General features: G+C 43.1%; 12 protein-coding genes and 2 tRNA genes. 12 read left to right on the top strand and 2 right to left on the bottom strand.

Annotated elements, in window-relative coordinates; all coding sequences use genetic code 11:
• The first annotated feature begins 31 nt into the window (after positions 1–31).
• The 4 genes from nqrF to sthA all read left to right on the top strand — a co-directional run bounded on the left by nqrF (position 32) and on the right by sthA (position 4,021).
• Positions 32–1,258, top strand: coding sequence for an NADH:ubiquinone reductase (Na(+)-transporting) subunit F (nqrF, locus tag FXV75_RS05805; RefSeq protein WP_148831607.1), 1,227 nt, complete (start codon positions 32–34; stop codon positions 1,256–1,258).
• A gap of 62 nt (positions 1,259–1,320) precedes the next feature.
• Entirely contained in the window at positions 1,321–2,334 is a 1,014-nt protein-coding gene (locus FXV75_RS05810; protein ID WP_148831608.1) for an FAD:protein FMN transferase, read from the top strand.
• A gap of 37 nt (positions 2,335–2,371) precedes the next feature.
• Positions 2,372–2,605, top strand: a complete 234-nt coding sequence (nqrM, locus tag FXV75_RS05815; protein ID WP_148831609.1) for a (Na+)-NQR maturation NqrM — start codon at positions 2,372–2,374, stop codon at positions 2,603–2,605.
• Positions 2,606–2,626: 21 nt separating this feature from the next.
• On the top strand, positions 2,627–4,021 hold the full coding sequence (sthA, locus tag FXV75_RS05820; RefSeq protein ID WP_148831610.1) for a Si-specific NAD(P)(+) transhydrogenase: 1,395 nt from the start codon (positions 2,627–2,629) through the stop codon (positions 4,019–4,021).
• 116 nt (positions 4,022–4,137) lie between these two features.
• Here the strand turns inward: sthA and FXV75_RS05825 are convergent, their stop codons facing one another.
• Together FXV75_RS05825 and FXV75_RS05830 are read right to left on the bottom strand one after the other, a co-directional pair.
• Positions 4,138–4,689: a hypoxanthine-guanine phosphoribosyltransferase gene (locus FXV75_RS05825; protein ID WP_148831611.1), complete on the bottom strand. Its 552-nt coding sequence runs from the start codon at positions 4,687–4,689 to the stop codon at positions 4,138–4,140.
• Positions 4,690–4,726: 37 nt separating this feature from the next.
• Complete coding sequence (locus FXV75_RS05830) at positions 4,727–5,539, bottom strand: YihY family inner membrane protein (RefSeq protein ID WP_262368476.1); 813 nt, start codon at positions 5,537–5,539, stop codon at positions 4,727–4,729.
• A gap of 364 nt (positions 5,540–5,903) precedes the next feature.
• Between FXV75_RS05830 and FXV75_RS05835 the strand changes: the two genes are divergently transcribed.
• The 8 genes from FXV75_RS05835 to FXV75_RS05870 all read left to right on the top strand — a co-directional run bounded on the left by FXV75_RS05835 (position 5,904) and on the right by FXV75_RS05870 (position 14,435).
• Positions 5,904–5,980 (top strand) — tRNA-Arg (locus tag FXV75_RS05835).
• A gap of 117 nt (positions 5,981–6,097) precedes the next feature.
• The gene (tig, locus tag FXV75_RS05840; protein ID WP_148831613.1) at positions 6,098–7,423 is read left to right on the top strand and encodes a trigger factor; all 1,326 of its coding nucleotides are present in this window, start codon (positions 6,098–6,100) and stop codon (positions 7,421–7,423) included.
• 74 nt (positions 7,424–7,497) lie between these two features.
• Positions 7,498–8,130, top strand: a complete 633-nt coding sequence (clpP, locus tag FXV75_RS05845) for an ATP-dependent Clp endopeptidase proteolytic subunit ClpP (RefSeq protein WP_148831614.1) — start codon at positions 7,498–7,500, stop codon at positions 8,128–8,130.
• A 16-nt stretch (positions 8,131–8,146) separates the two neighbouring features.
• A complete protein-coding gene (gene clpX, locus FXV75_RS05850) occupies positions 8,147–9,427 on the top strand; it encodes an ATP-dependent protease ATP-binding subunit ClpX (protein ID WP_148831615.1) in 1,281 nt (426 codons plus the stop codon).
• 229 nt (positions 9,428–9,656) lie between these two features.
• Positions 9,657–12,050, top strand: a complete 2,394-nt coding sequence (gene lon / locus FXV75_RS05855; RefSeq protein ID WP_148831616.1) for an endopeptidase La — start codon at positions 9,657–9,659, stop codon at positions 12,048–12,050.
• A 125-nt stretch (positions 12,051–12,175) separates the two neighbouring features.
• Positions 12,176–12,448, top strand: coding sequence for an HU family DNA-binding protein (locus FXV75_RS05860; RefSeq protein WP_148831617.1), 273 nt, complete (start codon positions 12,176–12,178; stop codon positions 12,446–12,448).
• A 7-nt stretch (positions 12,449–12,455) separates the two neighbouring features.
• Positions 12,456–12,532, top strand: a tRNA-Asp gene (locus tag FXV75_RS05865).
• 76 nt (positions 12,533–12,608) lie between these two features.
• Entirely contained in the window at positions 12,609–14,435 is a 1,827-nt protein-coding gene (locus tag FXV75_RS05870; RefSeq protein ID WP_148831618.1) for a SurA N-terminal domain-containing protein, read from the top strand.
• Positions 14,436–14,454 lie beyond the last annotated feature (19 nt).

Consider the following 14,454-nt stretch of genomic DNA (forward strand, 5'->3'; position numbering starts at 1 on the left):
TTTAGACAACCAAGAATAAGGTGTAAATAACATGGTCAACTTAGAAATTATTCTAGGTGTGGTGATGTTCACAGCTATCGTGCTTGCGTTAGTAGCAATTATCCTTGCTGCTCGTGCACGCTTGGTAAGCACTGGGGACGTTACAATTCGCATCAATGGTGAAAAAGAAGTGACTGCCCCTGCTGGTGGTAAATTGCTTCAAACTTTGGCGAATAGCGGCATTTTCTTATCATCCGCTTGTGGTGGTGGTGGTACATGCGCGCAATGTAAATGTAAAGTGACGTCGGGTGGCGGTTCTATGTTGTCCACTGAGCAATCGCATTTCACACGCCGCGATGAGAAAGAGGGTTATCGATTGTCCTGTCAGGTTTCTGTTAAGCAGGACATGGATGTAGAAGTACCTGAAGAAGTTTTTGGTGTTAAAGCTTGGGATTGTACTGTTGAGTCAAACCCCAATTTGGCCACTTTTATCAAAGAGCTAACGCTTAAATTACCAGAAGGCGAAAACGTAGACTTCCGTGCTGGTGGTTACGTTCAGCTTGAAGCGCCAGCGCATACGGTTTACTACAAAGATTTTGATATTGAAGAAGAGTACCGCGGTGACTGGGATAAATTTAACCTTTGGAAATTCGTTTCTAAGGTTGATGAGCCAGTGATTCGTGCGTATTCAATGGCAAATTACCCAGAAGAGCGTGGTGTTGTTAAGTTTAATATTCGTATTGCTTCACCACCTCCAGGTAAAGATGATTTACCTCCTGGTCAAATGTCGTCGTATGTATTCAGTTTGAAACCGGGCGATAAGATTAAAGTATATGGTCCTTTCGGTGAATTTTTCGCGAAAGATTCCGATGCTGAGATGGTATTTGTTGGTGGTGGTGCTGGTATGGCACCAATGCGTTCACACATATTTGACCAGCTTAAGCGTCTGAATTCTAAACGTAAAATTTCCTTCTGGTACGGCGCTCGTAGCGTTCGTGAAGCATTTTACTCTGAAGAATATGATAAGCTTCAAGAAGAGAACGAGAACTTTGAATGGCATTTAGCTTTGTCTGACCCTCAGCCAGAAGATAACTGGGAAGGTAAGACGGGCTTCATTCATAATGTACTTTATGATAGCTATTTAAAAGATCATCCTGCTCCAGAAGATTGTGAGTTCTACATGTGTGGGCCTCCAATGATGAACGCTTCTGTGATTAAGATGTTAGAAGATCTTGGTGTAGAAAAAGAAAATATCCTATTGGATGATTTCGGCGGCTAGCACCATAATAAAGACCCACCTTATGGTGGGTCTTTATTTTATAAGCAACGAAAAGATTAAATATGCGTAAAAAAATTGTATTTTCAGCCTTATTGCTTGTTGTCATTGCGGTTATCTACCGTGTGTTTGCTTTTACTCCCGAATTAGTCAGTTTTTCAGGCCCAACAATGGGTACGACTTACACGGTTAAGTTTTTTACTACGCCGGATGTCACAAGCTCGCATGATTTGAAAGATGATGTTGATGCTATTCTCGTTAAAGTAAACAAACTCATGTCTACCTATGATCCGAACTCAGAACTTTCTCTATTTAATGCATTGCCCGCCGGCCAATCGGCGAGCATTAGCGAAGAAATGGCTTATGTCATTGATAAGGCGTTGTTGATTAGTGAGATGAGTGAGGGTGAATACGATATTACGATTGGTCCATTGGTGAACCTTTGGGGTTTCGGCCCAGGTAAGCGTGAAGATAAAGTGCCTGCTCAGGACGCCATCGATGAGGCCAAATCCCGAGTCGGATATCAATATTTGCAGCTTGATGGCCGCCGATTAACAAAAGAAAAAGACATCTATGTGGACTTGTCATCAATTGCCAAGGGGTATGGCGTTGATGCGGTTGCCGATGCGCTTCAGCGTCGTGGTATCGACCAATATCTGATCGAGGTTGGTGGTGAGATCGTATCCAAAGGCGTAAAGCCGGATGGCACCCCTTGGAAAATAGCGATTGAAAGCCCTGCTGGCGGACATAATATCGCAGAGCGCATTATGTCAGTCACTGATATTGCGGTGGCGACTTCGGGCGATTACCGAAATTACTTTGAAAAAAATGGTGTTCGATATTCTCATACTATTAACCCAATTACTGGTCGACCCATTTCACATCGTTTGGTTTCTGTTACTGTGATGGACAAGACGACCACCATGGCGGATGGCCTTGCTACAGCGATTACCGTACTCGGGCCCGAGAAAGGGTTTGAATTTGCACAAAAGAATGGCATCGCGGCCTATTTGTTAGTGAAAACAGATTTTGGTTTTGAAGAGCGTCCGTCTGATGCATTTAAAAATTTTTTACAGTAATGGCAGTATTTTTAAGTTTTATTATTAGGAGAGTCTTATGTTAACCGTTGTTTTGGCATTTGCCCTTATGCTTCTGTTGGTTGCAGCAATGGCTGTTGGCGTCTTGATGGGAAGGAAACCTATATCGGGTTCTTGTGGCGGTATGAGTGCACTGGGCATGGAAGTGGCCTGCGATATTTGTGGGGGTGACAAAGGTAAATGCGAAAAAGAAACGAAAGAGGGCGTTGCCGCAAAAATTTCTGATGACACGTTTTATGACGCAAGCAAATAATTGAATGGCGAAGAGGGTAATATGACAACAAGACATTATGATGTAGTGGTGTTGGGCACAGGCCCTGCAGGTGAAGGTGCTGCCATGAGTGCTGCTAAAGCTGGCAAGAGAGTGGCCGTTATCGAGGCCAGTTCACAAGTGGGTGGGAGTTGTACGCACTTAGGGACGATTCCATCAAAGGCGTTACGTCATGCTGTTAAGGAAATCATCGTTTTCAATACCAACCCTATGTTTCGTGACATTGGGGAGCCCCGTTGGTTCTCGTTTCCTAAAGTCTTAGACCGTGCCAATCGAGTGATTGATCAGCAGGTCATGGGTCGTACTGAGTATTATGCGCGGAATCGTATCGATATCTTTTTCGGTAAAGGTAAATTCAAGGACGCTCACACGATTGAGGTGAATACCTATGAAAAAGGGCCTGAATTGTTGATCGCTGAAAAAGTCGTTATCGCAACGGGCTCTCGCCCTTATCGTCCAGCAAACATCGACTTTTCTCATCCGCGCATTTATTGTTCAGACACTATTTTGAGCTTAAGTCATACGCCGCGTTCTTTGATTATTTATGGTGCGGGCGTGATTGGGTGTGAATATGCGTCGATTTTTTGTGGGTTGGGTGTGCGTGTTGAGCTGATTAATCCTGCTAAAAAGTTACTGAGCTTCCTAGACGACGAAATTACCGATGCACTTAGTTACCACTTACGAGATAGCGGTGTTTTGATACGACACAACGAGACTTATGAGTCCGTCGAAACAACGGAACGCGGTGTTGTGATGCACATGTCATCAGGCAAGAAGCTAAGAGCTGATGCCTTGCTGTTTTGTAATGGACGTTCGGGTAACACTGATGGTTTAGGATTAGAGAGCATTGATCTTGAAGCAAACGGTCGAGGCCAACTTGCGGTGAATGACACGTATCAAACTCAAGTCGAAAACGTGTATGCAGCGGGTGATGTGATTGGTTGGCCAAGTTTGGCCAGTGCGGCCTACGATCAAGGTCGTGCTGCGGCTGCAAACATGTTGGGCACTGCGGGTGGGGAGTTTATTAGTGAAGTGCCAACCGGTATCTACACGATTCCAGAGATCAGTTCAGTCGGTAAGACAGAAGCGGAGCTAACAGCAGAAAAAGTGCCATATGAAGTAGGGCGTGCTTTCTTTAAAAATACCGCTCGTGCCCAAATTACAGGCGAAGCGGTGGGGATGCTAAAAATACTTTTTCATAGAGAGTCGCTTGAATTGCTAGGCATTCATTGCTTTGGTGACCAAGCGTCAGAAATCGTTCACATCGGACAAGCAATAATGAAACAGCCGGGTGAGCAAAATACGCTTAAGTATTTCCTTAATACAACGTTTAACTATCCGACTATGGCGGAAGCATATCGAGTCGCTGCCTTGAATGGCTTTAACCGTGTATTTTAATGTTTAGTGTGTAAAAAAATGCCCGTTTCATAAACGGGCATTTTTGTCTAGTTGATGAGTTCTTTAAAGAGTCAGACTTTACTTGTAATATCGCAAGGCGCTATGAAATCGGGTGTCTAACTGCCTTTAACAGCATAAATGCCTTTAAGGTTTCTAAAAAAGCCTTTGTAATCCATGCCGTAGCCAAAGAGAAAACGATCAACTACATCGGTGCCGATATAATCGGGTGTCATGTTTGTTTTACGATCATGCAGTTTATTAATGACCGTGGCGGTGTAGACGCTGCTTACCTCTTGTTCTTCAAGCCACTGAGCGATAGCTTGAAGCGTGTGTCCTTGATCGAAAATGTCATCAACGACTAAAACATGCCTATCTTTAAGCGTGCTTTGTGGATAGCTTAACCAGTTTAGCTGAGCGCCTTCGGTTTCCATGCCATATCGTGTGGCGTGAATGTAATCTAATTCTAACGGAAAATGGAGTCGTTCAATCAGCGCGGCGGTTGGAATTAATCCGCCGTTCATAACGCATAGAACCAGAGGAAGCTTGTCCGCAAGATCCGCAGTTATTTGTACTGCCATTTTATCCAGTGCGTCGTTTAAACCGGCTTCGTCGACTAAGCAATCCGCTTCATCTAAAATAGTGTTTAGGTCGTTGATTGTGTTTGTCATATTGGGCCTTTACTGAGAAAATTTGCGAAATTTTACATTAATCTTGACTGGATGCTAAGTTTTTATCTTTTATATTGTGTAATGTTGCGCATAAACAAATGGATGCAAGGACAATTAGCCAAGAGCTTTGTAGCCAAACAAGAAAAATAGGAATGGCAGCAAATGCACCGTAAACGACTTGATAGTTGGTAAAAAATTGTGCGAAAGAACTGAAAATAGTATTTAAAAGGAAAAGACCTAGGCTACCCACCAAAGCAGAAACAGAAGCCCACTTTATGGATACGTCGGCGTTTGGTGTCAAGAAGTTCAAGGTCAGCAGCATTAAAAAATACAAAACAACCGTACCAACTCCTAGAATGAAATTGATCCAGCTATTTTCAGGTGCATTTTGAATTTGCAGTGAAATAAGTGTGCCGTACAAGCTTAATGAAGCGGCAAAAATAATGGGTCCTAATGTCAGAATAGCCCAATAAGTTAATAGTCTCTCTCTTAATTTTCGTGTTTTTCTTATGCCCCAAATAGATTGTACGCTGCTTTCAAAGCTGTTTAGTAATAGCAATGCCGTCAGAAATAATGCAATCAGCCCCGCGAGCGGCAAGTTTTTGCTTTGGGTTGAGAACTCGATTAAATAAGGTAATAAAATGTCACTTGAGCCAGGGGCTAAATGTTGCTCTAGTAATTCAAAAAGTTGAGATTGCATGGCCTGAAGTGCGGGGGTGAAACTTAGAATCCCAACAATGATGGTAATAATAGGCACTGCAGCCAGCAAACTGGAAAGAGTGAGTTGGGCCGCTTTTTGTGAAAGGTTGCTTTGCTGAAAGCTTTTGACTGTCAATTGCCCATAATACAACAAGAGGGTATGCGGCGCAGTGCTAGATCGGGACATGAAGATTTGCTCATTAATATACAGCGCAAGAGTATCACAGTTTTAAAAATTATAAGACTGACCGAAGGTTAATGCACATTGCACAAATACGGTGCAACGTGCTGTATCTTAGCGCGTTTTACTTGTTATTGTGTTTATTGACCGGTAAAATTCGCTTCGTTCCTTTTGTGATTTTTGTGCTTAAAAGCAACGAATATTTAGTATTCTTGCTTGATTGGCTACAAATAGTCATCTTTAGCCCAGTTTTACTGGGCTTTTTTATGTCTATTAGTTGACGATTATTATTCCGTCCCTATAATAGCCCACCAAATGAAATGTAATGCTTTTAGTTCCGTTAGCTCAGTTGGATAGAGCAACCGCCTTCTAAGCGGTAGGTCACTGGTTCGAATCCAGTACGGAGCACCATTTCAGTCCATTACTTTATTTAATTATTTTTTAGGTTTTGTTGGTTGTGACTTGAAAAGTCTCTTGTTTTTAACAAGGTAATCAACAAATTAAAGCAAGTTCCCGAGAGGAAGTTTTATGCAAGTTTCTGTAGAGACAACGTCTCCAATCGAGCGCGTTCTAAACATTATTGTTCCTGCTGCTCGTGTTGACGAAAAAGTAAATTCTGAAGTGGCTAAAACAGCGAAAACAATTCGTATTGATGGTTTTCGTAAAGGTAAAGTACCTGTAAGCGTTGTTAAAAAACGTTACGGTCAAGGCATTCGTATGGACGCTGTCGAACAGATTATGCGTGATGCTTATGTTGAAGCAATTCAAAAAGAGTCATTGCAGCCGGCTGGTATGCCATCAATTGAGCCTAAGAACTTTGCTGAAGGCGCTGATCTTGAGTTTTCTGTTAAACTTGAAGTTTACCCTGATGTCACGTTAGCGGACAATGCAGCGATCAAAGTAGAGCGTGTTTTGTCTGAAGTAACAGACGCAGACGTTGATACTATGCTTGAAACATTACGCAAGCAAAACGCGGAATGGACAACGGTTGAGCGTGATGCTGCTGATGGCGATCAAGTGACGGTTGATTTCGTTGGCTATCTAGGCGATGAAGCGTTTGAGGGTGGTGCGGCTCAAGGTCACAAACTTGTACTGGGTTCCAATACCATGATTCCAGGGTTTGAAACTGGCATTGTTGGAACAAAAGCCGGTGAAGAGCGTTCTATTGCGGTTACCTTTCCAGAAGACTACCAAGCAGAGAATTTGAAAGGCAAAGAAGCGACTTTCAAAATTACTGTGTCAGAAGTAGCTGAGCAAATTCTTCCAGAGCTTAATGATGCTTTTGTTGAAAAGTTTGGTCTAGAAGAGGCGACAATCGATGCTTTGCGTGCTGAAGTGCGTAAAAACATGGACCGTGAGCTGAACCAAGCGATCAAATCCAAGCTTAAAAATGCCTTGTTTGAAGGTTTGTCTTCAATAAATGAAGTGGAAGTTCCTTCCGCTCTTATTGATCAAGAAGTAGATGCACTGCGTAAGCAAGCCGCTCAACAATTTGGTGGAGAAGGTTTCGATGCCTCTCAATTGCCCGCTGAGCTATTTCAAGAGGAAGCAAAAAAACGCGCTAAGCTCGGTTTGTTGATTTCTGAAGTGATTAAGCAGAATGACATGAAAGTAGATGACGATCGCGTCCGCGCTTTCTTGGAAGACATGGCTCAAGCTTATCAAGAGCCACAGCAAGTCATTGATTTCTACTTGAAGAACAAAGAGCAATTGTCTCAAGTGCAATCTGCTGTACTTGAAGAGCAAGTTGTTGATAAACTGTTAGAATCTGCTCAAGTTACTGAAGTAACATTGGGGTACGAAGATGCTATCAAGCCAAATGCTCAAGCTGTAGAGGCTGGGGAAGAAGCATAAGACAAGTCTTATCTTTTTTAATAAGGTCGACATAGCTCATGCTGTGTCGACCTTTTTGTTTTAAGGAATGCGATATGAATTTAATGAACCCAACTACTGGTCCTGTTGCAATCACAAGCAATGGTCTTGTCCCGATGGTAATTGAGCAGACCGCTCGTGGGGAAAGATCATTTGATATTTATTCTCGCTTGCTTAAAGAGCGAGTTATTTTTTTGGTTGGTCAAGTTGAAGATCACATGGCGAACCTGGTTGTGGCTCAGTTATTATTTTTAGAGTCAGAAAACCCAGATAAAGACATTCATTTGTATATTAACTCGCCTGGTGGTTCCGTTACGGCTGGTATGTCTATTTATGATACGATGCAATTCATAAAACCTGATGTGAGTACGATGTGTATCGGTCAAGCGGCTAGCATGGGGGCATTATTGCTTACGGCGGGTGCCGAGGGTAAGCGTTATTGTTTACCGAATTCGCGAGTGATGATTCACCAACCCTTGGGTGGCTATCAAGGCCAAGCGTCTGATATTGAGATACACACACGTGAAATTTTAAGCATAAAGCATAAGTTGAATGAAATCATCGCTTTTCATACAGGTAAGCCTATTGAGCAGGTGGCTATTGATACGGATCGTGATAATTTCATGAACCCGCAAACTGCGAAGGACTATGGTTTAATTGATGAAATTTTGCAGAAACGCACTGTTTAAAAAAAGGGTGGAATAAATGTCGGATGATAAGTTCAGCCGTGGCGACCATTCAGATCGGTTATTGTACTGTTCTTTTTGTGGCAAAAGTCAAGATGAAGTAAAAAAGCTCATCGCAGGTCCGTCGGTTTACATTTGTAATGAATGTGTCGACTTGTGTAACAACATTATTACGCAAGAGCTTTCTCAGCTTAATGAAGAAAATGCGTCTTCTGATGAGTTGCCAACGCCCGCTAAACTGAGTGCGGCTTTGGATGAGTATGTTATTGGTCAAGACAGGGCAAAGCGCGTTTTGGCGGTGGCTGTATATAATCATTACAAACGCTTGCGTCATCAAGGTAAGTCAGATACGAGTATTGAACTTGGTAAGAGTAACATCTTGCTAATAGGCCCTACTGGCAGTGGTAAGACGCTTTTAGCGCAAACTCTGGCGCGCGTGTTAGACGTGCCCTTTACTATAGCTGATGCGACAACCCTAACCGAAGCCGGTTATGTGGGTGAGGATGTTGAAAACATCATTCAAAAGCTGCTGCAAAATTGCGATTATGATGTGGAAAAAGCTCAGCGAGGTATTGTTTATATTGATGAGATCGATAAGATTTCAAGAAAGTCAGACAATCCGTCGATTACTCGTGATGTGTCCGGAGAGGGTGTTCAGCAAGCGTTGCTTAAGCTAATTGAAGGTACGGTTGCTTCTGTTCCACCTCAAGGTGGTCGCAAGCACCCTCAACAAGAGTTTTTGCAGGTAGACACCTCCAATATTTTGTTCATTTGTGGTGGTGCCTTTGCTGGATTAGAGCGTGTAATCAGTGACAGAACAGAAAAAAGCAGCATTGGTTTCTCCGCAAAAGTGAAAAGTAAGGATGAAGGTAAATCTTTCTCTGAGGCGGTTCATCGTGTTGAAACCGAAGATTTGGTTAAATTTGGTCTTATTCCTGAATTTGTCGGTCGTTTACCCGTTGTGGCAACGCTGTCAGAGTTGGATGAAGAAGCCCTTATGACTATTTTAAGTCAGCCTAAGAATGCTTTGGTTAAGCAATACCAACACCTGTTCGAGTTAGAGGGTGTCGAGCTTGAGTTTACTCCAGAATCGTTGAAAGAGGCGGCTAAACTGGCGTTAGAACGTAAAACCGGTGCGCGCGGTTTACGAAGTATTTTAGAGTCTTCATTATTAGATTGTATGTATGAACTTCCAACCCGTAGTGATGTTGTTAAAGTGGTTATGGATGGTGGTTCCATTCGAGGTGATTCCGCGCCATTAATGGTGTTGGAAAAAGAAGCGTTGGCGAAAAAGGCCTAGTTTTTATAGCCTCTATTGCTAAAGTGCTACCCTCTTTACGAAAAGGCCAGATTTAAGTGTTATTGCTTGAATTTGGCCTTTTTTATGTTTTCTCGTCAATTATTACTCTGTAGACTAAATTCACTGGGTGAATGTGCTTGTAATTTCGCGCTTCGGCCTTATCTCTTTCCTAATCAAAGTTGAAATAACAAAGTGCGCTTTTACTCATGCGCCCGGATTGGAAAAAAATATGACAGATTCTTTGCTCCTGCCAATGTTGCCACTTCGTGATGTGGTGGTGTATCCGCATATGGTGTTGCCACTTTTTGTGGGTCGTGCTAAATCCATTGCAGCTTTAGAGTCGGCGATGAAAGGCGACAAATTAGTGTTTCTTATTGCTCAGCAGGACGCCTCTAAAGATGATCCTGTTTTAAATGATCTTTATGCGATAGGTACAACAGCGAAAGTGATGCAGTTGCTACGTTTACCGGATGGAACGGTAAAAGTGTTGGTTGAAGGTGTTGAGCGAGCTCGCCTTGAGAAAATGGAAGAAGCTGACGGCTTTGTGTTAGGTCGGATTAGTGAACTTGATACTCAAGACGAAGATCAAACCGAGCACGGCGTGATTCGTAACGCCTTATTAAAACAGCTCGATGAGTACGTTGCTGGCAGTAAGCGGATACCTGCAGAAGTCGTGGCGTCGCTAAAGTCGATCGATGATTTGTCCAAGTTAATCGACAACATTACGGGCCACATGAGCTTAAAGCTTGAAGATAAGCAAAAAGTGCTGGAAATGGACTCTTTAACATTGCGTGGTGAATATCTAATCGGCTTGATGGATGGTGAGCTGGACATTGCTCATCTTGAAAAAAACATTCGCAGTCGCGTTAAAAAGCAGATGGAAAAAAGCCAACGTGAATATTATTTGAATGAGCAAATGAAAGCCATTCAGAAAGAGCTTGGCGACATGGAAGATGGCAGTAATGAGCTGGATCAGCTGCAAGCGAAAATTGCGGAAGTCGGTATGTCTGATGAGGCAAAAGAGAAAGCAGAAGGCGAGCTGAAAAAGTTACGCATGATGTCGCCCATGTCGGCGGAAGCGGCGGTGGTCAGGGGTTATATTGATTGGCTAACGTCATTACCTTGGAAAAAGCGCAGCAAAGTTCGCAATGATTTGGCTTACGCTGAAAAAATCCTAAACCAAGATCATTATGGTCTTCAAGATGTGAAAGAGCGTATTTTAGAGTTCCTTGCGGTCCAACAGCGCGTTAAAAAAGTAAAAGGGCCGGTATTGTGTTTGGTCGGTCCACCAGGAGTAGGTAAGACGTCCCTTGGTCAATCTATAGCGAAAGCGGTTAATCGTCAGTATGTTCGTATGGCGCTGGGTGGTGTGCGTGATGAGTCTGAAATTCGCGGCCATCGCCGAACCTACATAGGGTCAATGCCTGGTAAATTGTTGCAGAAATTGGCTAAAGTAAAGGTGAAAAATCCACTTTTCTTGCTTGATGAAATTGACAAAATGGGCATGGATCAGCGGGGTGATCCTGCGTCGGCGCTATTAGAAGTGCTTGACCCTGAGCAAAATCACACGTTTAACGACCATTATTTGGAAGTGGATTTTGACTTATCTGATGTCATGTTTATCTGTACATCCAACAGTATGAACATTCCGGGGCCACTGTTAGACCGTATGGAAGTGATTCGAATTCCTGGCTATACCGAGGATGAAAAGTTAAACATTGCTAAACGCTATTTATTGCCGAAACAAATTAAATTGTCAGGACTAAAAGAGCGTGAAATTCAGGTGTCTGATGAAGCCCTAATGGATGTGATTCGTTATTACACCAAAGAAGCGGGTGTGCGAGGGCTTGAGCGCGAGTTGAGTAAAATCTGTCGTCGCGTTGTCAAGCAGCAAGCATTAAGCAGCGCGAAAGAGGCCAAAGCTGTCGATGTGAGCAGTGCTAATTTAGAAGATTTTTCCGGTGTTCATAAATTCAGCTACGGTAAAGCGGAAGAAAAAAATCAAATTGGTCAGGTCACTGGATTGGCTTGGACGTCCGTCGGTGGTGAGTTATTGACTATTGAAGCGGCGGGTGTGCCGGGTAAAGGTCGCCACGTCAAAACAGGCTCTTTGGGCGACGTGATGCAGGAGTCTATTCAGGCAGCGCTAACGGTGGTTAGAAGCCGTGCGATTGGTTTGGGTATTGATGCAGATTTTCATGAAAAAACAGATTTGCATTTGCATGTTCCAGAGGGGGCGACTCCGAAAGATGGCCCGAGTGCGGGAGTAGCAATGTGTACGGCTATCGTCTCTGTGTTGACAAAAATCCCTGTTAAGGCGTCTGTGGCGATGACGGGAGAGATTACACTACGTGGCGAAGTGCTTCCTATAGGTGGACTTAAAGAGAAGTTACTGGCCGCCCATAGAGGCGGAATTAAAACCGTTATTATTCCTCAAGAAAACGCACGTGATTTGAAGGAAATTCCTGAGAACATTAAAGCAGATATCAAGGTAATACCGGTAAAATGGATCGATGAAGTTTTGGATATCGCTTTAGAGTACATTCCTTCACCAAAAAAGGTAGAAACCTTACCTTCAAGTGAAAAAACTGTTGATGAACAAGAAACTGTCAGTCATCATTAGGGGCATAATCTGTGTTGACAGGGAGCATGCAGGGCTTGTATAACTTCTTGCTCTGCTTTGTTGGTAGGTATTTATACTGTACCGAAAAAATTTAAAGCACTACGATAATACTGAAGGGGTACAACGTGAACAAATCTGAATTGATTGATGCTATTGCAGCGTCTGCTGATTTATCTAAAGCGTCTGCTAGTAATGCTCTTGACGCGACTTTGAAAGCTATTGAAGCGGTTCTAGCAAAAGGTGAGCAGGTTACACTAGTTGGTTTTGGTACTTTTGCAGTGAAAGAGCGCGCAGCACGTACAGGTCGTAATCCTCAAACTGGTGAGGAAATCCAAATCAAAGCAGCGAAAGTTCCTGGTTTTAAAGCCGGTAAAGGTCTTAAAGACGCTGTAAACTAAGGTTTTTGGAGCAGTAGTTCAGTTGGTTAGAATACCTGCCTGTCACGCAGGGGGTCGCGGGTTCGAGTCCCGTCTGTTCCGCCATTAGACACAAAAGGTGTATTCCAAGCGGAATGCACCTTTTTTATTTGTAATTTCATTCATTCATTTGGAGGCAGTAATGCTCCAGGATATAAGAGATAAGTCCCAAGGCATTGTGGTAAAAATTATCGTCGGCTTTATCGTCGTGACTTTTGCTCTGTTTGGTGTTGATGCCTTGGTTCAAAGTTTAAGCTCATCCGATACCGTGGCGGAAGTCGATGGTGTTGGCATCAGTCGTACTGATATGTTGCAAGGTGCGGAAACACAGCGTCGACAATTAATTTCTATGATGGGCGGTCAGGTTAATCCTGCCTTGTTAGAAGATAATGTGTTACAACGCCGCGCTTTAGACGAATTAGTTCAGCGTATCGTGCTGGTTAATCAGGCGCAGGGTTTGGGTTTAGGGGTTTCTGATGCTCAGGTCAATACGTACTTGTTGCAGGCTGAGCAATTCCAAACCAACGGACAATTTGATCAAAACAAGTATTTAAACCTAATTAATTCACTAGGGTATACCCCGCTTGCTTTTAAAGAGCGAATCAAACAAGACGTTTTGATTCAGCAGCCTCGTAATGCCATTTCAGGTTCTGAATTTGTTTTACCGTATCAAATCAATGACGTTTCACAGTTGCAAGCACAGCAGAGAAGTTATGATTATGTGTCTTTTTCTTTGGCGGACGAGTCTGAAAATACCAGCGTATCCGAAGCAGAGCTAAGAGCGTACTACGATGAAAACAAAGACAACTTTAAAACACCGGAGCAAGTGAAGGTGGATTATGTTGTTGTGTCCAGTTCTGATTTTTACAGTCGAGTGTCGGTTACCGATGTCGAGTTGAAAGACGCCTACCAAGCGTCTATCAATGGCCTTGTTCAAGAAGAAAGGTTTGCATCTCATATTCTGATTGATACTTCGGATAAGACAGATGATGCAGCTCAGAAACGGCTTGAGGAAGTTCAAGTTAAATTAGATTCAGGCGCCCTTTTTGCTGATTTAGCGGCAGAATATTCGGATGATTTGGGTTCTAAAGACGATGGCGGAAACCTGGGCTATGTTGAAAAAGGCACCATAGACCCAACGTTCGACGATGCCTTGTTTGGAATGAAAAAAGGTGAGATCAAATCGGTTAAAACGCAATTTGGTTATCATTTGATCCAATTAAATGACATCACGACACCGGAAGTGCCAAGTTTTGCGTCGCAAGAAGCGCAGCTTAAGCAAACCTTACTTGATATCAAAGCGAGGGATGCGTTGTTAACCGCTCATGAAGACATCACAGATTTGGCTTATGCGAGCGATAAACTCGATGTGATCGCTAAAGAATACAATGTTGATGTGCAGAAAAGTGATTATTTTAGTCGTGAGGGTGGGGCTGATGAGATTACTAGCAATGCTAGTTTTGTGGCGGCCGCGTTTAGTGTGTCTGTTTTAGAAGATGGCCAGAACAGTAATCTTGTAGAGTTGAATGATGATCAAGTTGCGATTATTCATTTAAACGATCGTCAGGTAGAAGCGGTGCAGGATTATGATTCGACTAAAGAACAAGTCACTTCTATTGTTGTGCAAAATAAAGCGTTGGAATCACTTAAGCTAAAAGCCGAAGCCGCTAAAGCATCAGAGATGACGGTGTGGTCTTTCGTGGCCAATGCGAAACGTGGTCAAGATGAAATTGCGTCATTGGCCTTTACCCTGCCTCATCCAATAGCAAATCAACCGGTGGTTCAGATCAAAGACTTATCCAATGGTGATGTGGTTTTGGTTAGACTAAATAGTGTAGGTGTGGGGGCAGAGGAGGTTCCAGAGGATCAACAACTGGCCTATGAGCGTTATTTAACGCAAACTCAAGTGAGCCTCAGCACACAGAGTCAGCAGGCGTTGCTTAAGAATACCGCTAAGATAGTGCGATAATTATTCTATATTGACCGAA

This window comes from Marinomonas sp. IMCC 4694, assembly GCF_008122525.1.
Classification (GTDB): domain Bacteria; phylum Pseudomonadota; class Gammaproteobacteria; order Pseudomonadales; family Marinomonadaceae; genus Marinomonas.